23 protein-coding genes are annotated in these 26,611 nt (G+C 73.1%); 15 read left to right on the top strand and 8 right to left on the bottom strand.

What is annotated here, in order from left to right:
• Positions 1-63: 63 nt before the first annotated feature.
• The 9 genes from OG599_RS07740 to lgt all read left to right on the top strand — a co-directional run bounded on the left by OG599_RS07740 (position 64) and on the right by lgt (position 7,355).
• On the top strand, positions 64-714 hold the full coding sequence (locus OG599_RS07740; protein WP_327175206.1) for a TIGR02234 family membrane protein: 651 nt from the start codon (positions 64-66) through the stop codon (positions 712-714).
• Between the two features lie 155 nt (positions 715-869).
• Positions 870-1,121 (top strand): HGxxPAAW family protein, encoded by a 252-nt coding sequence (locus OG599_RS07735; protein ID WP_327175205.1) that lies wholly within the window; start codon positions 870-872, stop codon positions 1,119-1,121.
• Between the two features lie 129 nt (positions 1,122-1,250).
• A complete protein-coding gene (locus OG599_RS07730; RefSeq protein ID WP_327175204.1) occupies positions 1,251-1,826 on the top strand; it encodes a DUF2752 domain-containing protein in 576 nt (191 codons plus the stop codon).
• Between the two features lie 118 nt (positions 1,827-1,944).
• Positions 1,945-2,754 carry an indole-3-glycerol phosphate synthase TrpC gene (gene trpC, locus OG599_RS07725; RefSeq protein WP_327175203.1) on the top strand — a complete coding sequence of 270 codons (810 nt, stop codon included), beginning with the start codon at positions 1,945-1,947 and terminating at the stop codon, positions 2,752-2,754.
• Positions 2,755-2,762: 8 nt separating this feature from the next.
• Positions 2,763-3,047: a tryptophan biosynthesis modulator TrpM gene (gene trpM, locus OG599_RS07720; RefSeq protein WP_442809391.1), complete on the top strand. Its 285-nt coding sequence runs from the start codon at positions 2,763-2,765 to the stop codon at positions 3,045-3,047.
• A gap of 171 nt (positions 3,048-3,218) precedes the next feature.
• Positions 3,219-4,505, top strand: a complete 1,287-nt coding sequence (gene trpB / locus OG599_RS07715; RefSeq protein ID WP_327175201.1) for a tryptophan synthase subunit beta — start codon at positions 3,219-3,221, stop codon at positions 4,503-4,505.
• Positions 4,502-5,341 carry a tryptophan synthase subunit alpha gene (trpA, locus tag OG599_RS07710; RefSeq protein ID WP_327175200.1) on the top strand — a complete coding sequence of 280 codons (840 nt, stop codon included), beginning with the start codon at positions 4,502-4,504 and terminating at the stop codon, positions 5,339-5,341. Before trpB ends, trpA begins: the two co-directional genes overlap by 4 nt.
• 75 nt (positions 5,342-5,416) lie before the next feature.
• Positions 5,417-6,232 carry a DsbA family protein gene (locus OG599_RS07705; protein ID WP_327175199.1) on the top strand — a complete coding sequence of 272 codons (816 nt, stop codon included), beginning with the start codon at positions 5,417-5,419 and terminating at the stop codon, positions 6,230-6,232.
• A gap of 100 nt (positions 6,233-6,332) precedes the next feature.
• Positions 6,333-7,355 carry a prolipoprotein diacylglyceryl transferase gene (gene lgt, locus OG599_RS07700; protein ID WP_327175198.1) on the top strand — a complete coding sequence of 341 codons (1,023 nt, stop codon included), beginning with the start codon at positions 6,333-6,335 and terminating at the stop codon, positions 7,353-7,355.
• Positions 7,356-7,442: 87 nt separating this feature from the next.
• Here lgt and OG599_RS07695 read toward each other — a convergent pair whose 3' ends face one another.
• From OG599_RS07695 to OG599_RS07665, 7 genes are all read right to left on the bottom strand, one after another.
• A complete protein-coding gene (locus OG599_RS07695; protein WP_327179957.1) occupies positions 7,443-8,279 on the bottom strand; it encodes an HpcH/HpaI aldolase/citrate lyase family protein in 837 nt (278 codons plus the stop codon).
• An 83-nt stretch (positions 8,280-8,362) separates the two neighbouring features.
• Positions 8,363-9,574, bottom strand: coding sequence for a CaiB/BaiF CoA transferase family protein (locus OG599_RS07690; RefSeq protein ID WP_327175197.1), 1,212 nt, complete (start codon positions 9,572-9,574; stop codon positions 8,363-8,365).
• Complete coding sequence (rbsK, locus tag OG599_RS07685; RefSeq protein ID WP_327175196.1) at positions 9,571-10,455, bottom strand: ribokinase; 885 nt, start codon at positions 10,453-10,455, stop codon at positions 9,571-9,573. The genes OG599_RS07690 and rbsK overlap by 4 nt, the downstream gene beginning before the upstream one ends.
• Positions 10,452-11,855, bottom strand: coding sequence for an ADP-ribosylglycohydrolase family protein (locus tag OG599_RS07680; protein WP_327175195.1), 1,404 nt, complete (start codon positions 11,853-11,855; stop codon positions 10,452-10,454). Before OG599_RS07680 ends, rbsK begins: the two co-directional genes overlap by 4 nt.
• Positions 11,852-13,036: an ADP-ribosylglycohydrolase family protein gene (locus OG599_RS07675; RefSeq protein WP_327175194.1), complete on the bottom strand. Its 1,185-nt coding sequence runs from the start codon at positions 13,034-13,036 to the stop codon at positions 11,852-11,854. The genes OG599_RS07680 and OG599_RS07675 overlap by 4 nt, the downstream gene beginning before the upstream one ends.
• Positions 12,981-14,225, bottom strand: coding sequence for an ADP-ribosylglycohydrolase family protein (locus OG599_RS07670; protein ID WP_327175193.1), 1,245 nt, complete (start codon positions 14,223-14,225; stop codon positions 12,981-12,983). The genes OG599_RS07675 and OG599_RS07670 overlap by 56 nt, the downstream gene beginning before the upstream one ends.
• A complete protein-coding gene (locus OG599_RS07665; RefSeq protein ID WP_327175191.1) occupies positions 14,222-15,409 on the bottom strand; it encodes an ADP-ribosylglycohydrolase family protein in 1,188 nt (395 codons plus the stop codon). The genes OG599_RS07670 and OG599_RS07665 overlap by 4 nt, the downstream gene beginning before the upstream one ends.
• A 430-nt stretch (positions 15,410-15,839) precedes the next feature.
• Between OG599_RS07665 and OG599_RS07660 the strand changes: the two genes are divergently transcribed.
• The 5 genes from OG599_RS07660 (at position 15,840) to OG599_RS35425 (ending at position 24,617) form a co-directional block, all read left to right on the top strand.
• Positions 15,840-16,574 carry a VIT1/CCC1 transporter family protein gene (locus OG599_RS07660; RefSeq protein ID WP_327175190.1) on the top strand — a complete coding sequence of 245 codons (735 nt, stop codon included), beginning with the start codon at positions 15,840-15,842 and terminating at the stop codon, positions 16,572-16,574.
• Between the two features lie 573 nt (positions 16,575-17,147).
• Positions 17,148-21,707: a glutamate synthase large subunit gene (gltB, locus tag OG599_RS07655; RefSeq protein WP_327175189.1), complete on the top strand. Its 4,560-nt coding sequence runs from the start codon at positions 17,148-17,150 to the stop codon at positions 21,705-21,707.
• On the top strand, positions 21,700-23,160 hold the full coding sequence (locus OG599_RS07650) for a glutamate synthase subunit beta (protein ID WP_327175188.1): 1,461 nt from the start codon (positions 21,700-21,702) through the stop codon (positions 23,158-23,160). Before gltB ends, OG599_RS07650 begins: the two co-directional genes overlap by 8 nt.
• A 330-nt stretch (positions 23,161-23,490) precedes the next feature.
• Positions 23,491-23,955 carry a DUF2199 domain-containing protein gene (locus OG599_RS07645; RefSeq protein WP_327175187.1) on the top strand — a complete coding sequence of 155 codons (465 nt, stop codon included), beginning with the start codon at positions 23,491-23,493 and terminating at the stop codon, positions 23,953-23,955.
• Positions 23,956-24,266: 311 nt separating this feature from the next.
• Positions 24,267-24,617, top strand: coding sequence for a hypothetical protein (locus tag OG599_RS35425; protein ID WP_442809390.1), 351 nt, complete (start codon positions 24,267-24,269; stop codon positions 24,615-24,617).
• Positions 24,618-24,674: 57 nt separating this feature from the next.
• Here OG599_RS35425 and OG599_RS07635 read toward each other — a convergent pair whose 3' ends face one another.
• On the bottom strand, positions 24,675-25,598 hold the full coding sequence (locus OG599_RS07635) for a rhomboid family intramembrane serine protease (protein WP_327175186.1): 924 nt from the start codon (positions 25,596-25,598) through the stop codon (positions 24,675-24,677).
• Positions 25,599-25,827: 229 nt separating this feature from the next.
• Between OG599_RS07635 and OG599_RS07630 the strand changes: the two genes are divergently transcribed.
• Positions 25,828-26,589: a VWA domain-containing protein gene (locus OG599_RS07630; protein ID WP_327175185.1), complete on the top strand. Its 762-nt coding sequence runs from the start codon at positions 25,828-25,830 to the stop codon at positions 26,587-26,589.
• Positions 26,590-26,611: the final 22 nt, after the last annotated feature.

The raw sequence follows: 26,611 nt of genomic DNA, 5'->3' as shown, positions 1-26,611 counted from the left end.
CCCGGCGGATCGGAGGCGGCCCGATCAGGGGGCACCCGAGGGGCTCCGGGGCGGTAGGGGATAGTGGAGGGCGTGAGCGCCGTCCCCGTACCCCAGCCCCGTGCCCGTACCACCGCGTCCGACGCCCCCGCCAGCCGCCGGAGCCTGGCCCTCGGGCTGCTCCTCGGCGCCGTCGGGTCCGCCGTCGTCCTGCTCGCCTCCGGGCAGACCTGGGCCCGCGGCGAGGCCCCCATCGCCGGCGGCAGCCTCCCGCTGACCGCCGACGGCCAGGACGTCACCGGTGCCCCCGCCGCGCTGGCGATCGTCGGCCTCGCCGCGCTCGTCGCGGTCTTCGCCGTCCGGGGCACCGGGCGCTACGTCGTCGCCGGGCTGCTGGCCGTCAGCGGCCTCGGCGCCGGCCTCAGCGCCTGGATCGGCGCCTCGGACAGCGCCGCCCTCGACGAGAAGGCCGCCGCGACCACCGGCGACGCCGCCTCCACCATCGACGCCCTCAGCCACACCGCGTGGCCCTTCGTCACCGCCCTGGGCGGCCTGTTCATCCTGGTCGCCGGGGTGCTCGCGCTGCGCTTCGGGAGCCGCTGGCCCACCATGTCCGGCCGGTACGAGCGCGACGGGACCCCCCGCCCCCGCAAGACCCCCGCGACCCCCCGGGACCCCGACCGGCCCGAGGAGCTGTGGAAGGCCCTGGACCGGGGCGAGGACCCGACCGGCTAGCGCCCCGGACCGGGCCGCCGCCCGGAAGCCCCGGACACGACGGGGAACACCGGCACCCCCAGCTCACGTCCCGCCGCCGCGTACGGGACAATGGGGGCGGGCCTCACCACCGCAAGCCCCGGTACACACCGCGCAACACCAACGAGGAGCAACTCATGGCGGGCAGCAGCCACGGACACACCCCGGCCGCCTGGACCGGTGTCATCATCTCGTTCATCGGCTTCTGCGTCGCAGGCGTCTTCATGGTCGCGGCCAACCCGGCCGGCTTCTGGGTCGGCATCGGCGTGACCCTCGTGGGCGCCGTCGTGGGCCTGGCGATGAAGATGGCCGGACTCGGCATGCCGAAGGAGTCCCCGGAGTACGCCGCCGCCCGCGCCCGCGCCGGCGAGGCCCAGCTCAGCCACTGACACGCCCCCGGAGCAGGGGCCCCGCCCGTACGGGGCGGCGCCCCGCCCCGCAGGTGCGACCACGCGACACGAGAGGCGCAGCCCATCCCGGGCTGCGCCTTCGCGCGTACGGGGGGCACAATCGTGCGGGTGGACGCCTCGCCCCTCCCCGCCGCGACCCCGTCGCCCCCGGACCCGCCCCCGTCCCCGGGCAGCGGGAGCCCCGCCGGGCCCGCCCCGGCCGGGCCGGGCCCGCGCACACCCCCGTACGCGCACGCCCACCCGCACACACCCCCGTACGCGCCCCCGCACGCCCCGCGCCGCCCGGCGCACGGCCTGCGGCGGTTCGTGGCGCCGGCCGCCACCCTGGCCGCCGTCGCCGGGGCCTTCGGGTACGTCGCCACCGTCGACCCCAACGAACCCGGCCACTACCCGGTCTGCCCGCTCTTCCGGCTGACCGGCCTGCTCTGCCCCGGCTGCGGCGGACTGCGCAGCGCCCACGCCTTCGCCACCGGCGACTTCGCGACCGCGCTCGGTGACAACGCCCTCGCCGTCACCGGGTACGTCCTCTTCGCCGCCTTCTGGACGCTCTGGCTCGTGCGCACCGCCCGGGGACAGCCCCTGCGGATGAGCGTCCCGCCCCGCTGGTGGTGGGGGATCGGCGCGGTGGCGCTGGTCTTCAGCGTCGTACGGAACCTCCCGTTCGGCACCGCGCTGGCACCCTGAACGACCACCTGCTGGGACGCCGACCGGCCGGATGCGAGCCCGCCGCCCTCCTGCGGATACCATCGAGAGGGTTGATCCTGCTCCACCATTCGTTCGTTTCCGGAAGGGGGCCGCTCGCGTGAGTGTGCTCGACGAGATCATTGACGGCGTCCGTGCGGACCTTGCGGAGCGGCAGGCGCGCGTCAGCCTCGACGAGCTCAAGGACCGCGCGGCGCGCGCCCCCCGGGCCAAGGACGGAGTCGCCGCACTGCGCGGCGAGGGCGTCAACGTCATCTGCGAGGTCAAGCGCTCCAGCCCCTCCAAGGGAGCCCTGGCAGCCATCGCCGACCCGGCCGCGCTCGCCGCGGACTACGAGGCCGGCGGCGCGTCCGTCATCTCGGTCCTCACCGAGCAGCGCCGCTTCGGCGGCTCGCTCGCGGACCTGGAGGCCGTCCGCGCCAAGGTCGACATCCCCGTCCTGCGCAAGGACTTCATCGTCACCTCCTACCAGCTGTGGGAGGCCCGCGCCTACGGCGCCGACCTCGCCCTGCTGATCGTCGCCGCCCTCGACCAGGAGGCCCTCGTCTCCCTGATCGAGCGTGCCGAGTCCATCGGCCTCACCCCGCTCGTCGAGGCCCACGACGAGGAGGAGGCCGAGCGCGCGGTCGCCGCCGGCGCCCGCGTCATCGGCGTCAACGCCCGCAACCTCAAGGACCTCAAGGTCGACCGCTCCACCTTCGAGCGGGTCGCCCCCGAGATCCCCGACCACATCGTCAAGATCGCCGAATCCGGCGTCCGGGGCCCGCACGACCTGATCGCGTACGCCAACGCGGGCGCGGACGCCGTGCTCGTCGGCGAGTCGCTCGTCACCGGCCGCGACCCGCGCGCCGCCGTCGCCGACCTGGTCGCCGCCGGCACCCACCCCGCGCTCCGGCACGGACGGGGCTGACCCCGGCCGTGACCGCCTCCGTACCGCCGGGGCCTCCGCGCTCCGCACCGCCGTCCCCGCAGGGCACCCGCCCCGCCGGGGCGCCGGTGCGTGAGCCGCGCGTGCCCCCGGCGCACGGCGGCGGCCGGCCCCCGCTCCTCCCGCTCGACCACCCGCAGCCCCGACGCTGCGCCCCGCCGTTCTGGCACCGGGGCTGCCGCGCGCCCGCCCGCCGGGTGCACGGCCGCCGGGTCCGCTACGTCATCGGCGACGAGCCGGGACAGGTCAACGGCATGCGATGGCGCACCGGCTGAGCGCCGCAGCGAGCCCGGCCGTCCGCGTCCCGCGCACCCACCCGTAAGGGTCCGTGCCGCGTCGACGTGCCGCGCCGTACCCGCCCCGACCGACCCCGGTCGCGGCGGCCCTCCGCTCCGCCCCGGCGCATCCGGTGAACCCACCCGTTGCCATCTCCAGGAGCATGTCGGATGTCCTCTGACTTCTTCGTTCCGGACCCCGAGGGTCTGATCCCCAGCGCCGAAGGCTATTTCGGCGCCTACGGCGGCAAGTTCATCCCGGAGGCGCTCGTCGCCGCCGTGGACGAGGTCGCCGTCGAGTACGACAAGGCCAAGGCCGACCCGGCCTTCGCCGCCGAGCTCAACGAGCTCATGGTCAACTACACCGGCCGCCCCAGCGCCCTGACCGAGGTCTCCCGCTTCGCCGAGCACGCGGGCGGCGCCCGCGTCTTCCTCAAGCGCGAGGACCTCAACCACACCGGCTCGCACAAGATCAACAACGTGCTGGGGCAGGCGCTCCTCACCAAGCGCATGGGCAAGACCCGGGTCATCGCCGAGACCGGAGCCGGCCAGCACGGCGTCGCCACCGCGACCGCCTGCGCGCTGTTCGGCCTGGAGTGCACCATCTACATGGGTGAGATCGACACCGAGCGCCAGGCGCTCAACGTCGCCCGCATGCGGATGCTCGGTGCCGAGGTCGTCGCCGTGAAGTCCGGCTCCCGCACCCTCAAGGACGCCATCAACGAGGCGTTCCGCGACTGGGTCGCCAACGTGGACCACACCCACTACCTCTTCGGCACGGTCGCCGGTCCGCACCCCTTCCCGGCCATGGTCCGCGACTTCCACCGGGTCATCGGGGTGGAGGCCCGCCGCCAGATCCTGGAACGCGCCGGCCGGCTGCCGGACGCCGCCATCGCCTGCGTCGGCGGCGGCTCCAACGCCATCGGCCTCTTCCACGCCTTCCTCCAGGACACCTCCGTCCGCCTCATCGGCTGCGAGCCCGCCGGACACGGCGTCGAGACCGGCGAGCACGCGGCGACCCTCACCGCGGGCGAACCCGGCATCCTGCACGGCTCGCGCAGCTACGTCCTCCAGGACGACGAGGGCCAGATCACCGAGCCGTACTCCATCTCGGCCGGCCTGGACTACCCGGGCATCGGCCCGGAGCACTCGTACCTCAAGGACGTCGGCCGCGGCGAGTACATCGCGGTGACCGACGCCGCCGCGATGTCGGCCCTGCGGCTGCTCTCGCGCACCGAGGGCATCATCCCGGCCATCGAGAGCGCCCACGCGCTCGCCGGTGCCCTGGAGATCGGCAAGCAGCTGGGCGAGGAGGGGCTGATCGTCATCAACCTCTCCGGGCGCGGCGACAAGGACATGGACACGGCGGCCCGCTACTTCGGGCTGTACGACACCGACGCGGCCGTCGAGGCGGACGCGGCCGGCACCGGCGCGGAGATCGAGGGGGACGTCAAGTGAGCGACAACACCCGCCACACCAGCCACACCGGCACCATCGAACTGCTGAACACCACCCTCGCCGCCGCGAAGGCCGAGGACCGCGCGGCCCTCATCGCCTACCTCCCGGCCGGCTTCCCGACCGTGGACGGTGGCATCGAGGCCGTCAAGGCCGCCATCGCCGGCGGTGCGGACGTCGTCGAGGTGGGCCTGCCGCACAGCGACCCGGTGCTCGACGGCCCCGTCATCCAGACCGCCGACGACATCGCGCTGCGCGGCGGCGTGCGGATCGCCGACGTGATGCGCACGGTCCGCGAGGCGTACGAGGCGACCGGCGCCCCGATCCTCGTGATGACCTACTGGAACCCCATCGACCGCTACGGCATCGAGCGGTTCACCGCCGAGCTGGCCGCGGCGGGCGGCGCCGGCTGCATCCTGCCCGACCTGCCGGTCCAGGAGTCGGCGGTGTGGCGCGAGAACGCGGAGAAGCACGGCCTCGCGACCGTCTTCGTCGTCGCCCCCAGCAGCCGCGACGAACGCCTCGCCACCATCACGGCGGCCGGTTCCGGCTTCGTCTACGCCGCCTCCCTCATGGGCGTCACCGGCACCCGCGCGTCCGTCGGCGACCAGGCCCAGAACCTGGTGGTCCGCACCCGCGCCACCACCTCCCTCCCGGTCTGCGTCGGCCTCGGCGTCTCCAACGCGGCCCAGGCCGCCGAGGTCGCCGGGTTCGCGGACGGCGTCATCGTCGGATCGGCCTTCGTCAAGGCCATCCTGGACGCCCCCGACGCGGCCGCCGGTACGGCAGCGGTGAAGGCGCTCGCGGGCGAACTCGCCGAGGGCGTTCGAAAGCGCTGACGCATCACGTCACCCGTACGGGTGGAGTGGGACCGGGGAGGCACGCGAGTGCCTCCCCGGTTCGTTGCTGCGGGTGTGAGCGAGAACCATGAAGGAAGAAGGGCCGCGCGTGACCGGCTCGTCCAGCAGCGTGAGCAGGAGAAGGCGCGCGAGCGCCGCCGCCGCACCCTGATCGTCGCCGGTGCGGTGGTCGGCGTGCTGGCGCTGGCCGCCGTGATCGGCCTGATCGCGGCCAACGCCGGGGACGACGACGACACCGCCGCCCCCGTCGTCGCCCCGTCCGGAGCCACCGGGAAGGACGACCTCGCCATCCCGGTGGGAGCGAGCGACGCCCCGTCCACGCTCACCATCTGGGAGGACTTCCGCTGCCCCGTCTGCGCCCAGTTCGAGAGCGCGTTCCGCTCCACGATCGGGGAGCTCACGGAGAGCGGACAGCTCCGGGTGGAGTACCACCTGGCCACGATCATCGACGGCAACATGGGCGGCACGGGCTCGGTGCGCGCCGCGAACGCCGCCGCCTGCGCCCAGGACGCGGGCAAGTTCAAGGCGTACCACGACGTCCTCTACAGCAACCAGCCCGCCGAGACCGACGACGCCTTCGGCAAGGACAGCACCCTGATCGACCTGTCCAAGAAGGTCACCGGGCTGGACACCCCGACCTTCCGCAGCTGCGTGGAGGACGGCAAGCACAACGCCTGGGTCGCGAAGTCGAACACCGCGTTCAGCGAGGGCGGTTTCCAGGGCACCCCGACCGCCCTGCTGAACGGCGAGTCCATCTTCCCGAAGAAGGGCGACGAGCAGATCTCGGTCGCCAACCTCAAGAAGTGGGTGGAAGAGGCGAACAAGGGCAAGCCGGCCGGCACCCTCACTCCGACGCCCCCGGCCTCCTGATCACGGTGGAGCGGAGGACGGTGGATTCCACCCCTGTTACCCAGACGTTGCCGGGTGACGTGCCGTCCGCGCGGCCCGGCAGGGTAGCGTCGGTTCCGTCATGAACCTTGCCTTCATTCCCAGCCCGTCGACCGGCGTGATCGATCTCGGCCCGATCCCGCTCCGCGGCTACGCGTTCTGCATCATCATCGGTGTCTTCGTCGCCGTCTGGTTCGGCAACAAGCGCTGGATCGCCCGGGGCGGCAGAGCCGGCACCGTGGCCGACATCGCCGTCTGGGCGGTGCCCTTCGGCCTCGTGGGCGGCCGTCTCTACCACGTCATCACCGACTACGAGCTGTACTTCGGTGACGGCCAGAACTGGGTGGACGCCTTCAAGGTGTGGGAGGGCGGCCTCGGCATCTGGGGCGCCATCTCCCTCGGCGCGGTCGGTGCCTGGATCGGCTGCCGCCGTCGGGGCATCCCGCTGCCGGCCTGGGCCGACGCCCTCGCCCCCGGCATCGCCTTCGCCCAGGCCATCGGCCGCTGGGGCAACTGGTTCAACCAGGAGCTCTACGGGCGCAGGACCGACCTGCCGTGGGGCCTGAAGATCAGCGAGGCCCCGAACCGGGTCGCCGGCATCTACCACCCGACGTTCCTCTACGAGTCGCTCTGGTGCGTCGGTGTCGCCCTGCTGGTCATCTGGGCCGACCGCCGCTTCCGGCTCGGGCACGGCCGGGCCTTCGCCCTGTACGTCGCCGCGTACTGCACCGGCCGGGCCTGGATCGAGTACATGCGGGTCGACGAGGCCCACCACGTGCTCGGCCTGCGGCTCAACGTGTGGACCGCGATCATCGTCTTCGTGCTGGCCGTCACCTACCTGGTGATCTCGGCCAAGGTGCGTCCGGGCCGCGAGGAGATCGTGGAACCCCGGGAGGACGGCGACGCCGACGTCGACGGCAACGCGGACACCGCCACCGACGCGGACGCGCAGCCGGACGCGACGGACGAGGGCACGACCGGCACGAAGGCCGATCTGGTGAGGGCCGACGCGACGAAGACCGACACGGCGGACGAGTCCGTCGTGACCGACGCGGCGGACGAGCCGGAGACCGACGGCGCCGCCCGTACCGCCGGTACGAGCTGAGCCCCAGGACACCACGAGGCCGCCGCACCCCACCGGGTGCGGCGGCCTTTCCCGTGTCCCGGCTCCGTGATCCGGGCGGCGGGACCGTCAGCCGACGGGCGCCCCCGACCCGGCCGACCCGGCCGTCCGCCGTCCGAGGGCCAGGGTGCGGTGCGCGGCGGCGGCGACCGCCGCGTCCACGAACCGGCCGTCCGGCAGCGCCAGCGCGCCCGCGTCCGTACGGGCCGCCGCCACGATCTCCTCGGCGGCCTCCAGCTCCTGGTCGGTCGGCCGGAAGGCCCGCTCGATCACCGGCAGCTGGCGCGGGTGGATCGCCGCCCGCCCCAGCATCCCCAGCGCCCGCCCCCGTCCGCAGGAGGCCCAGAGCCCGTCCAGGTCGCGTACGTCGGGGAAGACCGACTGCGTCGGCGGCTCCAGCCCGGCAGCCCGCGCCGCCACCACGATCCGGCTGCGCGACCAGTCGAGCCCGACGTCGTCCCGTACGCCCAGATCGGCGCGGAGGTCCGACTCGCCGATCGCGATGCCCCGCACGTCGTGGTGGGCCGAGGCGATCGAGTAGGCGTGCTCGATCGCGAGCGCCGATTCGAGCAGCGGATAGAGCGGAACGCTCGGGGCGAGCGCCGCCACATGGTGCACGGACGCCGCGTGCGTGACCTTGGGGAGCCGTATCCCGGAGAGCCCGGGCAGCCCCGCGAGCGCCCGCACGTCGTCCTCCCCGTGCACCCGCACATGGACGGGCACGGCGTCCTCGGCGCAGGTCACCGGATCGGTGAGCAGCTCGGCGGTCGCGGACCGGGCGTACTCCTTGCGGCCCGGGGCGACCGCGTCCTCCAGGTCCACGATCACCACGTCCGCCCCCGCGCCCAGCGCCTTGAGCACCACCTCCGGCCGGTCCCCGGGGACGTAGAGCCAGGTCAGCGGCACGGGAGTCGAGTCGTACGTGTCGTACGAGGAGGTGTCGCCGGGCGCGACGGACCCGGTGGGGCGCGGGCGCGCCTCGGCCGCCGTCACAGCGCCCCCTGAGAACGGAGTGCCGCGATCCGCTCGCCGGAGAGGCCGAGCTCGGTGAGGATCTCCTCGGTGTCGGCCCCGTGCGGGCGGCCCGCCCACCGGATGCCGCCCGGAGTCTCGGAGAGCCGGAAGAGGACGTTCTGCATCCGCAGCGGCCCCAGCTCCGGGTCGTCCACCTCCGTCACGCTGTCCAGCGCCCGGTACTGCGGGTCCTCCATCACGTCCCGCACGTCGTAGACGGGGGCGATGGCCGCCTCCGCCTTCTCGAACTCGGCGAGCGCGTCGTCCCGGGTGTGCCGGGCGATCCACGACCCGACCGCCCCGTCCAGCTCGTCCGCGTGCTCCGCCCGGGTCGCGCCCGAGGCGAACCACGGCTCGTCGATCAGCTCGGGGCGCCCGACCAGCCGCATCACCCGCTCGGCGATCGACTGCGCCGAGGTGGAGACCGCGACCCACTGGCCGTCCGAGGTGCGGTAGGTGTTGCGCGGGGCGTTGTTCCGCGAGCGGTTGCCGGTGCGCTGCTGGACATGGCCGAGCTGGTCGAACCAGAGCGGCTGCGGGCCCAGCACCGTCAGGATCGGCTCGATGATCGCCATGTCGACCACCTGCCCCCGCCCGGTGCGGTCGCGCCCGGCGAGCGCGGCCATCACGGCGTACGCGGTGGCGAGCGCCGCGATCGAGTCGGCGAGGCCGAACGGCGGCAGCGTCGGCGGCCCCTCCGGCTCACCGGTGATCGACGCGAAACCGCTCATCGCCTCGGCGAGCGTCCCGAACCCCGGCCGGTGCGAGTACGGGCCGAACTGCCCGAAGGCCGTCACCCGGGTCAGCACCAGCCGCGGGTTGACCGCCTCCAGCTCCTCCCAGCCGAGGCCCCAGCGCTCCAGGGTCCCGGGCCGGAAGTTCTCGATGATCACATCGGTCTCGGCGGCCAGCCGCAGCAGCACCTCGCGCCCGCCGGGGCTGGACAGGTCCAGGGTGAGGTTGCGCTTGTTGCGGCCCAGCAGCTTCCACCAGAGGCCGACCCCGTCCTTCGCGGGGCCGTGACCGCGCGAAGGATCGGGTTTGCGCGGATGCTCGACCTTGATCACCTCGGCGCCGAAGTCACCGAGCATGGTCGCCGCGAGCGGACCGGCGAAGAGGGTGGCGAGGTCCAGGACCCGCAGGCCCGACAGAGGAGTGTGCGTGGGGGTGGTCCCGGATTCGGTCATGAGGCATCGATCTCGCTTCGGTAGGGCATGGAGGTGGACGCGCCCGGCTTCTGGACGCAGAGGGCGGCGGCCGAGGACGCCCAGGCGACCGCCTCGGCCACCGGACGCCCCTCACCGAGGGCCACGGCCAGCGTCCCGACGAAGGTGTCGCCCGCGCCGGTCGTGTCGACCGTGGTCACCTGAAGGGCGGGGAAGCGCACCGGCTCGGCGCCCCGGGCCGCGTACAGGCAGCCCTTCGAGCCGAGGGTGATGACGACCTCCGGCACCTTGCGGAGCAGGACCCGCGCGGCGGCTTCCGGATCCTCGTAGCCGGAGAGCTGCGCCGCCTCGTGCTCGTTGGGGACCAGCAGGTCGACGTGGTCCAGGAGCTCGTCCGGCAGCGGCTGGACGGGGGCCGGGGTGAGGATGGTCCGCACGCCCCGGGCGTGCGCGGCCCGCGCCCCCTCGGTCACGGCGGAGAGCGGCAGCTCCAGCTGGAGCAGCAGCAGATCGGCCGAGGCCGCCGCCTCCTCTTCGGCCGGGCCGAGTGCGGTGAACGTGCCGTTCGCGCCGGGCACCACCACGATCGCGTTGGCGCCGGAGTCGTCGACCACGATGTGCGCCGTGCCGCTCGCGCCCTCGGCCGTCCGCACGAGAGCGGTGTCGATCCCCGCGCTCTCCAGGCCGCCCCGCAACTGCGAGCCGTACGCGTCGGCGCCGACCGCGCCGATCATCGCGACCTCCCCGCCCGCCCGCGCGGCGGCGACCGCCTGGTTGGCGCCCTTGCCGCCGGGTACCGTACGGAACTCCCTCCCGGCGACGGTCTCGCCGAGTGCGGGCGCCCGTGCGACGTAGGCGACGAGATCCATGTTGATGCTGCCGAGCACCGCGATACGGGTCATGGGCGCAGAGCCTCCTGATAGGTCTGTTCGGCGAGGGTGTCGAAGCCGATGCCGTCGAATCCCGGCACCGAGGTGGCGAGCCGGTTCTTCAGCGGGGCGGTCCAGCGGTCCGGCAGGGCGCCCGGACCGCCCGCCAGCAGCCCGGCGAGGGACCCGGCGGTCGCCCCGTTCGAGTCGGTGTCCCAGCCGCCCATCACGGCGTTGCCGACCGAGCGGGTGAAGTCGCCGTCGGCGTGGGTGAGGGCGGCGGCCAGCAGCGCCGCGTTGGGCAGCACGTGCACCCAGTGGTGCGTGGCGGCGTAGACCTCGTGCAGCCGGTCGACGACGGCGTCGAAGCCGCCCGCCGTCCCCGCAGCCCCTGCCGCCCCCGCGGCCTTCGCCGCCCCGGCCGCCTCGATGCCGAGCCGCACCGCACGCGCGTACCGGGACCCGGGCGGCACCACCCGCAGCCCGGCGGCCAGGCAGCCGTGCACGTCGCTCGCCCCGCCGGCCGCCTCCGCCAGCGCCGCCGCCGTGAACATCGCCCCGTACACGCCGTTCGCCGTGTGGGTGAGGACCGCGTCGCGGTGCGCCTGCTCCGCCGCCGCGCCCGGATCGCCCGGGCAGGTCCAGCCGTGCACGTCGGCACGGATCTGCGCCCCGATCCACTCCCGGAACGGGTTGCGGTACCGGGCCGTCCCGGGCGGCTCCACCCCGTCCAGCAGGTTGCGGTACGCGATCCGCTCGGCGGTGAACACCCGGCCGGCCGGCAACTCGTCCAGCCAGAGCCGCGCGAGGTCCTCCGTGGTGAAGCCGCGCCCGTGCCGCCGGAGCAACACCACCGTCAGCAGCGGGAAGTTGAGATCGTCGTCCTCCGGCATCCCGTCGATGTTCTCCGCCAGCGAGGTCGGCCCCGAGCGGCGGTTCCACGGGTACGCGGCGAGCAGCCCGGCGGGTACGCCCCGGGCGGTGAACCAGTCGGACAGCGGCCAGTTGCCGGTGGCGCGGGCGAGCGCGCGAATGCCCTCCAGCGGGAGCTTCTCCACCGGCTTGCCGAGCAGGCAGCCCGCCGCCCGGCCCAGCCACCCGGCGTGCAGCCGGCCCCGGTCGGGGGCGGGCCGGGCGGCCGGCGGGGTGGGCCACCGCGGGCAGAGCGCCCGGATCACCGCCAGGTCCGTGGGCTCCTCGGCGGCCAACGGGCTCTCCAAAAGGGCGAGTTCGTCGAGCAGTCGCTCGGCGAGCGCGCGCAGCCGGGGCGGTGCGGGCGGCTCGGAGGCCCCGGCCCGCTCCGGTGCGGGCGGCCCCCCGGCCGCGTACCACCGCGCCGCGATCTCCGAGGCGTCGCGGCCGTCCTGCTCGGCCTGGCGCAGTTCGTGCCCGATCAGGTCCTCGGGCTGGACCCAGGTCAGCCGTACGTTCACCGCTCACCCGCCAGTACCGCGAAGGCCGCCTCATGGGCGCGGCGGCGGGTGGTGTCGGCGGCGAACACCTCGCGCGCCACCGCCGTCAGGGTCCGCGCCGGGGCGTGCAGGTCGAGCCGGCTCGCCTCGGCGACCGTCTTCGCCCACTCCTCGGGCACCGCCGCCTCCCCGTACAGCGCGCCGACGATCGCGCCGCTCATGGTGGCGATCGAATCGCAGTCGCGCCCGTAGTTCACCGAACCCAGCACCGTACGGCGGTAGTCGCCGCCGCCGGCCAGCAGCATGCCCAGGGCGACGGGCAGTTCCTCGATCGAGTGCAGCCGGGACGGCCGGCGGGCGCCCAGCGAAGGGGAGCGGTAGTCCGGGCCGACCGTGTCGAAGGGGGCGACCGCCTCCCGCAGCGGCACCAGCGCCGACTCGGGGTCGCCGTGCCGGACCGCCTCCTCGCACACCGCCTCGATCGCCGCGCGGGTACCGTCCTTGGCGAGCGCCAGGCACGCCTCCACCACGGAGACGGGCGTGGCGCCCGGCGTGCACGCCGCGGCGACCGCCGCCGCGAACACCCCGGCCGCCTCCCGGCCGTAACTGGACTGGTGCGGCGCCGCGACCTCCAGCGCCTCCGCGTAAGCCGCCGCCGGGTGGGCCGCGTTGACCAGGCCGACCGGCGCCATGTACATCGCCGCACCGCAGTTGACGATGTTTCCGCTGCCCGCCTCGCGCGGGTCGACGTGCCCGTAGTGCACCCGCGCCACGAGCCACTTCTCCGCGAGGAAGATCCGCTGCAACGGCAGCGCCTCCGCCTCCAGCTCCGGAATCCAGCGCGGGGTGGAGATCAGGTCCGGGACCAGGTGCGTGGCGACCGCGTACGCGTCCAGGTGGTCGCGGACCGCGTCGTAGACCCGTACCAGCGCGTGGGTCATCAAGGTGTCGTCGGTGACGTGCCCATCACCCTTGTGGTACGGGGCGATCGGGCGGGCGGTGCGCCAGTCGTCGCCGTACCAGGGGCCGACGATCCCGTGCACCCGCCCGCCGTGCCGCTCCGCGATCTGCTCGGAGGTCCAGCCTTCGACCGGGCCCCCGAGGGCATCGCCGACGGCGGCGCCGACAAGGGCACCGCTCACTCGTTCATCGAGGGAAAGCGTGTCCGATACGGGGTGTTGAGTACTCACTGCGTGCATCATGACTGAATTGTCCACCCGGGGCGGCCTGTTCCGTGGCTGCGAGCAGCCCGGCGAGTTCGATCAGATCCATGCCCGCGAGCCGGGGCAGCGCACATCCGGCGAGGGTGCGGCACGCCTCCCGCCACCCGGACGGTACGGTCCGGATGCCGCCGAGCGTCCCGGTCAGCGCCCCGGCGAGCGCGGGCGCCGAATCCGCGACCCGGGAGAGACACGCCGCGGCCGGGACCGCCTGGGCGATCTGGCCCCGCGCCGCGGTGGTCAGCGCCAGCGCCACCGGCACCGTCTCGGCGGCCGCGATCCCGTAGCTGTAGACGTGGTCGACGATTTGATGCTCCAGCACCGGCACGAGCGAGAACGCCCCGGCGGGCTCGTCCGCGAACTCCCGTGCCAGGCGCACCGCGTGCACCGCGTTGCGGGCGATCTCGGTGCCCTCGGGAAGCTGCGCGAGCGCCGCGTCCACCACCGCTCTCACGTCCGCCCCGGCGAGCGCCTCGGCGATCGCGGCGGCGATGGCCCGCGCGCCGTGCACCCCGTCGCCGTCCTGCGTGTAGCGGGCGTCGAACTCGGCGAGCGCCGCCGCGGCGGCCGGATCGCCCGGGTGCACCACCGCGAGCACCGCGGCCCGCACGCAGGCGGCGTCGTCGAAGTAGTGCGGGTTGTCGTGGCCGGTGGCCGGGGGCCGCAGCCCGGCGGCGAGGTTGCCGAGCCCGGCGCGCACCGAGATCCGGGCGCGCAGCGGCAGCACCGCCGCCTCCACCTCCGGCGCGCGCTCGCTGGCTGCCGCGACCTTGGCGGCCAGCGCGTTCCAGGCGCGGTCCACCGCGTCGCGCACCCGGCGGGAGGGCGCGAGCCCGTACGCCTCGTCGGCCGCCGCCGCGAGCACCGTACCGGCGGCGAACGCGGCCCACTCGGCGTCGTCGGAGGGGCCGAGCCGCAACGGCTCCGGCGGCTGGTTCAGCGCGATCGGCACCGGCAGCGTGGTCGTCGCGTTCTGCTCGGCGAAAGTGTCCAGCTCCCGGGTGAGCCGCCGGGTCCACTCGGGCATCCGGGCCGCCCGGTGCCGGGCGGCGGGCCAGCCGGCCGCGTCCCCGGCGGCGAGCCCCAGCAGCAGGCCCTCGATCCGCGCCCGCCGGGTCGTCTCCCGGTGCTCCGCCCCCGGGCGCGCGGCCTCAGTGCCGGCGGCGGTCATCGGAGCGCCCCTTCCGCGTGCAGCAGGGAGACCGGCGCCGGCTCGTCGGCCCGCTCCCGGCCGGGCGCCTCCCGCTCCGGCGCTTCCCGGTCCGGCACCTTTCGGTCCGCCCGCTCCCGGCCGGCCGGCTCCGGGCCGGTGGCCCCACGGTCCGGACCGGGCGGGGGAGCGGCCGCCTGCCGGGCCTCCTCCGGTGCGCCCGCGGGGTCTCCCGCGGTCAGCAGGTCCGCCACGTCCAGCACGTGGTAGCCCCGCATCGAGGGCAGACAGCTGCCACGTACCGGACCGATCGCGGTGGCCCACTCCGCGGGGATCGCCGCCGTCCCCTGCCAGGCCCCGGCCAGCGCGCCCGCCACCGCCGCCGTGGTGTCCGCGTCCCGCCCCATGTTGACCGCCATCAGCACGGCCGCCCGGAAATCGCCCCGCGCGGCCGTGAAGGCGCCGAACGCCAGCCCCACCGCCTCCGGCGCCAGGTCCGTCCACGGGTAGCCGCCGATCACCACCGCCGACCGCACCGCGCGCTCGGCCGTCAGCCGGTCCGGGTAGCCGCGCTGGGCGGCGGTCACCGCCCGGCGCAGGGACCGCGCGGTCCACGAGTCCATCGGCACCACCGACAGGGCCGCCGCGATCACCGAGGCCGGGCCCGCACCGACCATCGCCGCCGCCACCCCGGCCGCGACCGCCTGGCCGCCGTAGATCCCCTCGCCGTCGTGGCTGACCTGCCCGTCGATCGCCACCAGCCGGGCCGCCTCGGCGGGCCGCCCGGCCGCGAACACCCCGAACGGGGCCGCGCGCATCGCCAGCCCGTCGCTCCACGCGTGCCGGTGCTGCGCGGAGATCGGCGCGGCCAGCCCCCGGCGCAGGTTCTCCAGCGTGCCGCGCTCGCTGAACCCGGCGCCCCGGAAGGGCCCTTCGTCCAGATCGGCGATCCAGTGGTGCCAGGCCCGGTCCACGTCGGCGACGGTGAGGGCCGAACCATGGCGGGCCAGCAGCAGCCCGGAGAAGATCGCGTACTCGGTGTCGTCCGTGCCGGCCGGGTCCTCGCTGACGAAACCCTCGATCCGGCCCCACCGGGCGCGGATCTCCGACGGTCTCAGGTTCTCCGCCGGGGCACCCAGCGCGTCCCCGACGGCCAGCCCGAGCAATGCGCCCCGGGCCCGGTCCTTGCCCGTGATCGGTTCCATCGGTCGACCCTTCGTCCGTACACGATTTCCCTCTGTCCGATCTGTGCCACGCCCGACGGCCGGGAAGGCTGACAACCGGAATAAAAGGGCCATGCGGATGAAGCTAGACGAAACGAAGCGCGGTGCTGGACGGAGGAACGGGAAAACCAGGCAGGGGCGGGGATCCGCCTTCCAAAGCTTTACCCGAAAGGATGACGGGCGCCGCCGGTGGGGCAGCCGGACGGGTGAACGGGGACGGACCCGCCCGAAAGGGCGCCGACGAGGCCCCGCCAAGGCTCTCCAAGGAAGGTGAGCCATACCTGTCTTGCCTGGTCAGAGCGGTGGTAAGTACGGCCTGCCTTGCTGGCGGGCGCCGATTTTCGTGCGTACTTTCGATGGTGTCGGGCGGCGGCGGAGGGGCTGCGGAGCCGTCGGCGGATTGGGGAGCACTGTGTCCATCATCGAGACCGACGCCGCACTGCACGAGGCGCACCGCGACAACCACACCCACCGGGACGTCAACGGCGGCTGGCTGCGCCCGGCCGTGTTCGGCGCGATGGACGGCCTGGTCTCGAACCTCGCGCTGATGACCGGGGTCGCGGGAGGCGACGTCTCGCACCGCACCCTCGTCATCACCGGGCTGGCCGGCCTCGCCGCGGGCGCCTTCTCCATGGCGGCCGGCGAGTACACCTCGGTCGCCTCGCAGCGAGAGCTGGTGGAGGCCGAACTCGACGTCGAACGGCGCGAGTTGGTCAAGCACCCGTACGACGAGATGCGGGAGCTGGCGGACCTCTACATCTCCCGGGGCGTCGAACCGCAGCTGGCCGCCGAGGTCGCCCGGCAGCTCTCCGAGGACCCGGAACAGGCCCTGGAGATACACGCCCGCGAGGAGCTCGGCATCGACCCGGGCGACCTGCCCTCGCCGCTCCTCGCCGCCGGCTCCTCGTTCATGGCCTTCTCGCTCGGCGCCCTGCTGCCGCTGCTGCCGTACCTGCTCGGCGCCACCACGCTCTGGCCCGCCGTCCTGCTCGCGCTGCTCGGCCTCTTCGGCTGCGGCGCGGTGGTGGCCCGGGTGACGGCGCGCAGCTGGTGGTTCAGCGGGCTGCGGCAGCTGGCGCTGGGCGGCGCCGCCGCCGCGCTCACCTACGGCCTCGGCGGGCTCTTCGGGGTGGCGGTCGGCGGCTGACCCGACGGGTTCGCCCGGACGGCCGCCCTGCGGGCGGTCGTCCTTCAGCGGGTCGGCCTCCGGCGGCTGTCCTCCGGGTGGCTGTCCTCCGGCTGGCCGCCCTCCGGGCTGCCGGGACTCCCCGACGGGGCGCCGCCCATCGGGGGTACGGACCGCGACGGAGCGCTCACCCGTACGGCCCATCCATACAACGCCCCGGAAAGCAACCCGCAACACGCCGGAAATACGTGTGACGTACGTCCCGGTTTTCGCCCCTGGGCGGATGCGGTGCACGCAACGTAAAATGAGAGCCTATGCGCGACTCCACATAAGTAATCGTTACTTCCTGGTTTCGAACGCATGGCTGCCGGGCATGAGCCTCAGACACCGCAGGCAACGGCGCCTGCTCTCTGCGGCTCCCCGGGCGTTGATCTCTCCGACTGCGACCCCATCCTCAGCGATGCAATGTCCGCATGTTGGAACGGGCCTTCCGCTTACCGAGAAGCACCCCATCATGTAACCTGCACGAAATTTCGCAGAGGGCCAACGTCGTCCCTCGGCAATGCATATGCCACGACGACGACGGGAGAGCCGATGCGCATCCACGCCTGGTCGCCCATGGACGGTCGCCCCGCCCAGCAGGGGATGTACGACCCCCGTAACGAACACGACGCCTGCGGTGTCGGGTTCGTCGCCACCCTGACCGGTGTGGCCAGCCACGCGCTGGTCGAGCAGGCGCTGACCGTACTGCGCAACCTCGAACACCGCGGCGCCACCGGCTCGGAGCCCGACTCGGGCGACGGCGCCGGAATCCTCCTCCAGGTCCCGGACGCCTTCCTCCGCGAAGAGACCGGCTTCGACCTCCCGGAAGCCGGCGCGTACGCCGTCGGCATCGCGTTCCTCCCCGCCGACGGCTCCACGGACGCCGTCGCGGAGATCGAGAAGATCGCCGGCGAAGAGGGCCTCACCGTCCTCGGCTGGCGCGAGGTCCCGGTCGCCCCGGCCCTCCTCGGCAACGGCGCCCGCGCCACCATGCCCGAGTTCCGCCAGATCTTCGTCGCCGACGGCACCAGCACCGGCATCGCCCTCGACCGCAAGGCCTTCGTCCTGCGCAAGCGTGCCGAGCGGGAGGCCGGTGTCTACTTCCCGTCGCTCTCCGCCCGCACCCTCGTCTACAAGGGCATGCTCACCACCGGGCAGCTGGAGCCGTTCTTCCCCGACCTGTCCGACCGCCGGTTCGCCACCGCCGTCGCACTCGTCCACTCCCGCTTCTCCACCAACACCTTCCCCAGCTGGCCCCTGGCACACCCGTACCGCTTCGTCGCCCACAACGGCGAGATCAACACGGTCAAGGGCAACCGCAACTGGATGAAGGCCCGCGAGTCGCAGCTCGCCTCCGGACTCTTCGGCGAGGCCGCGCTCGACCGCATCTTCCCTGTCTGCACCCCGGACGCCTCCGACTCGGCCTCCTTCGACGAGGTCCTGGAGCTCCTCCACCTCGGCGGACGCTCGCTGCCGCACTCGGTGCTGATGATGGTCCCCGAGGCGTGGGAGAACCACGACTCCATGGACCCGGCCCGCCGCGCGTTCTACCAGTACCACTCCACGATGATGGAGCCCTGGGACGGACCCGCCTGCGTCACCTTCACCGACGGCACCCAGGTCGGCGCGGTCCTCGACCGCAACGGTCTGCGCCCCGGCCGCTACTGGGTCACCGACGAGGGCCTCGTCGTCCTCTCCTCCGAGGTCGGCGTCCTCGACATCGACCCCGCCAAGGTCGTCCGCAAGGGCCGCCTCCAGCCCGGCAAGATGTTCCTCGTCGACACCGCCGAGCACCGCATCATCGAGGACGACGAGATCAAGGCCGGCCTCGCGGGCGAGCAGCCCTACGAGGAGTGGCTGGAGACCGGCGAGATCGAACTCGGCGACCTCCCCGAGCGCGAGCACATCGTGCACACCCACGCCTCGGTCACCCGCCGCCAGCAGACCTTCGGCTACACCGAGGAAGAGCTCCGCGTCCTCCTCGCCCCGATGGCCCGCACCGCCGGCGAACCGCTCGGCTCCATGGGCACCGACTCGCCCATCGCCGCGCTCTCCGCCCGGCCCCGGCTCCTCTTCGACTACTTCACCCAGCTCTTCGCCCAGGTCACCAACCCGCCGCTGGACGCCATCCGCGAGGAGCTCGTCACCTCGCTGCGCTCCTCGCTCGGCCCCCAGGGCAACATCCTGGAGCCGACCGCCGCGACGTGCCGCAGCGTCACGCTGCCCTTCCCGGTGATCGACAACGACGAGCTCGCCAAGCTGATACACATCAACGCCGACGGCGACATGCCGGGCATGAAGGCCGCCACCCTGGCCGGCCTCTACCGCGTCGGCGGCGGCGGCGACGCCCTCGCCGCCCGCATCGAGGCCATCTGCACCGAGGTCGACACCGCCATCGAGGACGGCGCCCGCCTCATCGTCCTCTCCGACCGGCACTCCGACGCCGAGCACGCGCCGATCCCGTCGCTGCTGCTCACCTCCGCCGTCCACCACCACCTCATCCGCACCAAGCAGCGCACCCAGGTGGGCCTGCTGGTCGAGGCCGGTGACGTCCGCGAGGTCCACCACGTCGCCCTGCTGATCGGCTACGGCGCCGCCGCCGTCAACCCGTACCTCGCCATGGAGTCCGTCGAGGACCTCGTCCGCGCCGGTACGTTCATCGAGGGCATCGAGCCCGAGCAGGCCATCCGCAACCTGATCTACGCCCTCGGCAAGGGCGTCCTCAAGGTCATGTCGAAGATGGGCATCTCGACCGTCGCCTCCTACCGCGGCGCCCAGGTCTTCGAGGCCGTCGGCCTCGACGAGGGCTTCGTCGCGACGTACTTCAACGGCACCGCCACCAAGATCGGCGGCGCCGGCCTCGACGTCGTCGCCAAGGAGGTCGCCGCCCGGCACACCAAGGCGTACCCCGCCTCCGGCATCGCGGCCTCGCACCGCGCGCTGGAGATCGGCGGCGAGTACCAGTGGCGCCGCGAGGGCGAACCGCACCTGTTCGACCCGGAGACGGTCTTCCGCCTCCAGCACGCCACCCGCAACCGCCGGTACGACATCTTCAAGAAGTACACGGACCGGGTGAACGAGCAGTCCGAGCGGCTGATGACGCTCCGCGGCCTGTTCGGCTTCAAGTCCGACCGCGCCCCGATCTCCGTCGACGAGGTCGAGTCGGTCGCCGACATCGTCAAGCGGTTCTCCACCGGCGCCATGTCGTACGGCTCGATCTCCCTGGAGGCGCACGAGACGCTCGCCATCGCGATGAACCAGCTCGGCGCCAAGTCCAACACCGGCGAGGGCGGCGAGGACGCCGACCGCCTGTACGACCCGGCGCGCCGCTCGTCCATCAAGCAGGTCGCCTCCGGCCGCTTCGGTGTCACCAGCGAGTACCTCGTCAACGCCGACGACATCCAGATCAAGATGGCGCAGGGCGCCAAGCCCGGCGAGGGCGGCCAGCTGCCCGGCCACAAGGTCTACCCCTGGGTCGCCAAGACCCGGCACTCCACCCCGGGCGTCGGCCTCATCTCGCCGCCGCCGCACCACGACATCTACTCCATCGAGGACCTGGCTCAGCTGATCCACGACCTCAAGAACGCCAACCCGGCGGCCCGCATCCACGTGAAGCTGGTCTCCGAGGTCGGCGTCGGCACGGTCGCGGCCGGTGTGTCCAAGGCCCACGCGGACGTCGTCCTGATCTCCGGCCACGACGGCGGAACGGGCGCCTCCCCGCTCACCTCCCTCAAGCACGCGGGCGGCCCCTGGGAGCTCGGCCTCGCCGAGACCCAGCAGACGCTGCTCCTCAACGGCCTGCGCGACCGCATCGTCGTGCAGACCGACGGCCAGCTCAAGACCGGCCGCGACGTCGTCATCGCCGCACTGCTGGGCGCCGAGGAGTTCGGTTTCGCGACCGCCCCGCTCGTCGTCTCCGGCTGCGTCATGATGCGCGTCTGCCACCTCGACACCTGCCCGGTCGGCATCGCCACGCAGAACCCCGTGCTGCGCGAGCGCTTCTCCGGCAAGGCCGAGTACGTCGTGAACTTCTTCCAGTTCATCGCCGAGGAGGTCCGCGAGATCCTCGCCGAGCTGGGCTTCCGCACGATCGAAGAGGCGGTCGGCCACGCCGAACTCCTCGACACCGACCGGGCGATCACCCACTGGAAGGCCCAGGGCCTCGACCTGGCGCCGCTGTTCCACGTGCCCGAGCTCCCCGAGGGCGCGGTCCGCCACCGGATCCACGAGCAGGACCACGGCCTCGCCAAGGCGCTCGACAACGAGCTGATCAAGCTCGCCGCCGACGCGCTCGGCGCCGACAGCGCGGAAGCCGCCCTGCCGGTCCGCGCCCAGGTCGCCATCCGCAACGTCAACCGCACCGTCGGTACGATGCTCGGCCACGAGATCACGAAGAAGTTCGGCGGTTCGGGCCTGCCCGAGAACACCGTCGACATCACCTTCACGGGTTCGGCCGGCCAGTCCTTCGGCGCCTTCCTCCCCGCCGGAGTCACCCTCCGCCTGGAGGGCGACGCCAACGACTACGTCGGCAAGGGCCTCTCCGGCGGCCGGATCGTCATCCGCCCGGACCGCGGCGCCGACCACCTCGCCGAGTACTCCACCATCGCGGGCAACACCATCGGCTACGGCGCCACCGGCGGCGAGCTGTTCCTGCGGGGCCGTACCGGCGAACGCTTCTGCGTCCGCAACTCCGGTGCCACCGTCGTCTCCGAAGGCGTGGGCGACCACGGCTGCGAGTACATGACCGGCGGCCACGCCGTCGTCCTCGGCGAGACCGGGCGCAACTTCGCCGCCGGCATGTCCGGCGGGGTCGCGTACGTCATCGACCTCGACCGCGACAACGTCAACTCGGGGAACCTCGGCGCGATCGAGGAACTCACCGAGGCCGACGCCCAGTGGCTGCACGACGTCGTGCGCCGCCACCAGGAGGAGACCGGCTCGACCGTCGCCGAGAAGCTCCTCGCCGAGTGGGCCACCGCCGTGACCCGCTTCAGCAAGATCATCCCGTCCACCTACAAGGCAGTGCTCGCCGCCAAGGACGCCGCTGAGCTCGCCGGTCTCTCCGAGCAGGAGACCACCGAGAAGATGATGGAGGCGGCGACCAATGGCTGACCCCAAGGGCTTCCTGACCACCGGGCGCGAGGTCGCGCAGACCCGCCCCGTGGGTGAGCGCGTCAAGGACTGGAACGAGGTCTACGTTCCGGGCTCCCTGCTCCCCATCATCAGCAAGCAGGCCGGCCGCTGCATGGACTGCGGCATCCCGTTCTGCCACAACGGCTGTCCGCTCGGAAACCTCATCCCCGAGTGGAACGACTACGCCTACCGCGAGGACTGGACCGCCGCGTCCGAGCGCCTGCACGCCACGAACAACTTCCCGGAGTTCACCGGGCGGCTGTGCCCGGCTCCCTGCGAGTCGGCGTGCGTGCTCGGCATCAACCAGCCGGCCGTCACCATCAAGAACGTCGAAGTCTCCATCATCGACAAGGCGTGGGACAGCGGCGACGTCACCCCGCAGCCGCCCGAGCGCCTCTCCGGCAAGACCGTCGCCGTCATCGGCTCCGGCCCCGCCGGACTGGCCGCCGCCCAGCAGCTGACCCGGGCCGGCCACACCGTGGTCGTCTACGAGCGCGCCGACCGCATCGGCGGCCTGCTGCGCTACGGCATCCCCGAGTTCAAGATGGAGAAGTCGCACATCAACCGCCGCATCGAGCAGATGCGCGCGGAGGGCACCAAGTTCCGCACCGAGGTGGAGATCGGCGCCGACATGCCGGCCGACGCGCTCCGCCGCCGCTACGACGCGGTCGTCGTCGCGGCCGGTGCCACGGTCTCCCGCGACCTCCCCGTCCCGGGCCGCGAGCTGGGTGGCGTCCACTTCGCCATGGAGTACCTCCCGCTCTCCAACAAGGTGCAGGAGGGCGACCTGACGGTCTCCCCGATCAGCGCCGAGGGCAAGCACGTCGTGGTCATCGGCGGCGGCGACACCGGAGCCGACTGCGTGGGCACCGCCCACCGCCAGGGCGCGCTCTCCGTCACCCAGCTGGAGATCATGCCGCGGCCCGGCGAGGACCGGAACGCCAACCAGCCCTGGCCGACCTTCCCCATGCTCTACAAGGTCACCTCCGCGCACGAGGAGGGCGGCGAGCGGCTCTACTCCGTCTCGACCACCCACTTCGAGGGCGACGAGGACGGCAACGTCCAGTCCCTGCACCTCATCGAGGTGGAGTTCAAGGACGGCAAGCTGGAGCAGAAGGCCGGCACCGAGCGCGTCATCCCGGCCCAGCTCGTCACCCTCGCCATGGGCTTCACCGGCACCGACCAGGCCAACGGCCTCGTCGAGCAGTTCGGCCTCGGCCTCGACGAGCGCGGCAACATCGCCCGCGACGCCGACTACGCCACCAACGTCGAGGGCGTCTACGTCGCCGGTGACGCCGGCCGCGGCCAGTCGCTCATCGTGTGGGCCATCGCCGAGGGCCGCTCCGCGGCACGCGGCGTGGACCGCTTCCTGACCGGGACCAGCGCCCTGCCGGCCCCGATCCGCCCGACGGACCGCTCCCTGATGGTCTGACCCCCCGATCGCCGGAGCCGGCCGTGCTTTCACGGCCGGGCCCCGGAGCAGACGTCCCGTACAACGGCGTACGGAACTGAACGCGGCGCCTACCTCGTCCCCGACCGGACTTGGGTGGGCGCCGTGGCGCGTCCGGGGGCGTCACGAGGGACGGTCCGGCGGAGGCGCAGGGGGCACGGCGCGGTGGGGTCCGCCGCGCCGGGGCGTGCGGCCGTTGTGGGGGCCGGGGCCCGGCGGGGCCGTTGACGCCGTTCAGTAGGCTCCCGCGTCAGGAAGAGTGACCCCGGATTCACCTGCTCGCGCTGCGGCGCGCACCACGCAGAGCTGCCGATGAACCACACGGCCGAGGCGCCGGCCGTGTGGGACCCGGCCTTCACCGACGCCGACGACTGCCTGCTCTCGTCGGACCAGTGCGTGATCCACGCACAGCACTACTTCGTCCGGGGACTGATCGAGATACCGGTCATCGACAGCGGCGAGGTGTTCTCCTGGGGCGTCTGGGTCTCGCTCAGCCGTGAGAACTTCGCCGCAGCCTCGGATCTGTGGGACACGCCGGGCCGAGAGTCCGAGAAGCCGTACTTCGGCTGGCTCACCACGGAACTCCTGGCCTACTCGTCGACGCCCCTCAACCTGAAGACGAACCTGCACACCCGTCCGGTCGGGCAGCGCCCCTTCGTCGAGCTCGAACCCACCGACCACCCCCTCGCCGTCGAACAGCGCACGGGGATCACCCCGGACCGCGTGCGGGAGATCGCCGCAGCCGTACTCCACCCCTTCGACGAAGGCCGGCCGTGACGGCGGACGCACGTGTACGGCTCACCCCGGTGGCACCGGAGGGCCTGAGCCGTCGGGCCCGCCGGTTCGTCGAGGTGCACGGGTTGCGTGTCCCGTGCCCGGACGTCCGGCCCCACCGGGACGTATGGCTCAGGCACGGGATCCCCGCCGAGGCGGCGGACCCGGCCGCGGCGTTCCACCTTCGCTGAGGCGGCCTCGCCCTGCCGCCGTCCCCCTTATACGAGGGCGGCCCGCGCGTTCTGGGGGCCGAGGCTCCGGAGGAGACGGCCGAGGACGGTTGGCTGGTCCCGGCCGGCGACTGCCGGGTGTCCATGGCCTACGGATTCGCGATCGGCCCGGGGGGCGAGTTCGGGATCGACGCCTACCGGTGGACACCGCTCCACGCCGACGTGGACGGATGGGTGGAGGCGCTGGCCCTGGCCGACCACGCGGCGCACTGGGCCAGAACCCGCACCAGGATCACCGGCGAGGCCGTCGGCGCCCTGGACCTCACCGGGTACGAGCGGGTGCCCGAGGTCCGGGGACTCACCGACACCTGGTGGCGCGGCAAGGACACGCTCGTCGCGGTCTACGACGGCGAAGCCGTCGGCCTCGCCGCGCCCCAATGCCGAGTGGCCCATGTCTACGGCGGACTCGACGACTGGGGCCTGCGCGGCGGCTGACGCCCTCAGCATCCGTGTCCGGCCCCCGCACCCCCCGGGCGTACGCCCTGCGGGCTCTCAGCCGCCGGTCAGCGCGTTCGTCTTCAGCACCACCACGAGCGCCAGCAGCCCCAGCAGCACCACGGCGGCGACGGTCTGCGCGAGGCCGTTGCGGAGCTTCGGCGGCGCGTACGCCAGGCCGAACATCACCAGGCCGCCGGTGAGCAGGCCGCCGAGGTGGCCCTGCCAGGAGGTGAAGAAGGCGGAGATCACCATCCAGACCAGGAACCCGGCCATGAAGCGGTTCAGCTGGCTCACGTCGCGGCCCAGCCGTCGGCCGATGACGTAGAGCGCGGCGGCCAGGCCGAAGATCGCACCGGAGGCCCCCACGGTGTTGCTGTCGGGCGCCAGTACGTACACCAGCACCGAACTGCCCACCGCGGAGAGCAGGTACAGCGCCGCGTACCTGACCTTGCCGAGCTGGGTCTCCACGTCCCGGCCGAGGTTCCAGAGCGCCAGCATGTTGAAGACCAGGTGCATCACGCCGATCGACGAGTCCGGCGGCAGATGCAGGAACGAGCCGGTCAGCAGCCGGTACCACTCGCCGCCGACCACTCCGGTCGCGTCGTAGCCGGGCTGCGTCCAGCCGTCGTACACGTACAGGGCTCCGTCGGGGCCGGTGAGCGCCGCCCCGAGCAGCCCGAACCGGTCCAGGATCTCCGGCTTCACGACCTCGGCGACGTAGGCGAGGACGTTCAGGGCGATGAGGGCGTACGTGACCAGGGGCTTCGTGCCCGACGGGACCCGGCCGCCGAAGAGGCTCCGCGCCTGGCGGACCGTGCGGTTGCCCTCCCGTACGCACTCCGGGCACTGATGGCCGACCGCGGCCTCACGCATGCAGTCCGGGCATATCCGGCGGTCGCAGCGGGTGCAGCGGACATGTGTCTCGAAGGACGGATGGCGGTAACAGGTGGGGGTGTCGGCGGGGGTGTCGGCCTCCATGACCGGCTCCTTCACTGGGCGAGGTGGTGCGCGGTGCCGAGGTGACGGCGGCGATCAAGATAGCGAACCTGGAATTCGGACCATATGCCCGGGTGTCGGATGGCAGCCTTGGGGTGGTGTCGGGACCACCAACCCCCTTGCCGGGCAGGCGTGGAGCGGCGGCGGCTCGGTGCAGGGCGGGACCGGATCGGATCACCTGGGATCGGACCGGACAGGAACGGAGACAAGCATGATCGGATCGCCTATGGATGCGGCCACGGGTACGGCCGCGGGCCCCGCGCTCTCCCTCGACAAGGTGGCGGCGCGTGCGCCCGGCCTCGTGAGCCTCTACAAGAGGGCGGGGGTCTCCCTGCGCAAGCGCGGCATGGACGGCGCCAGGGCGGCGGTCTACCTGGTCCTCGACTACTCGGGCTCGATGAAGGACTACTACAAGGACGGCAGCGTCCAGGCCCTCGCCGACCAGGTACTGGGGCTGTCCGCCCATCTCGACGACGACGGGCGCGTCCCCGTCGTCTTCTTCTCCACCGACATCGACGCCGTCACCGACATCGCGCTCGACAACCACCGAGGGCGCGTCGACGCGATCGCGGCGGGCCTCGGGCACATGGGGAAGACCAGCTACCACCTGGCGATGGACGCGGTCATCGACCACTACCTCGACAGCGGCTCCACCGCCCCCGCTCTCGTCGTCTTCCAGACCGACGGCGGCCCGATCAACAAACTCGCGGCCGAACGGTACCTCTGCAAGGCCGCCGAACTCCCGCTGTTCTGGCAGTTCGTCGGGTTCGGCAACACCCGCAGCACGCAGTTCGACTTCCTGCGCAAGCTCGACGAACTCGCCGTCCCTGCAAAGCGCGTGGTCGACAACGCCGGTTACTTCCACGCCGGACCCGACCCGCGCACCGTCCCCGACGAGGAGCTCTACGACCGGCTCGTGGCGGAGTTCCCGCTCTGGCTCGCGGCGGCCCGGGAACGCGGCATCGTGGGGTGACTCCGGGGAGGCCCGTCGGGGG

Source organism: Streptomyces sp. NBC_01335 (assembly GCF_035953295.1).
Taxonomy (GTDB): domain Bacteria; phylum Actinomycetota; class Actinomycetes; order Streptomycetales; family Streptomycetaceae; genus Streptomyces.
This window is presented reverse-complemented; position numbering and strand designations above follow the sequence as displayed.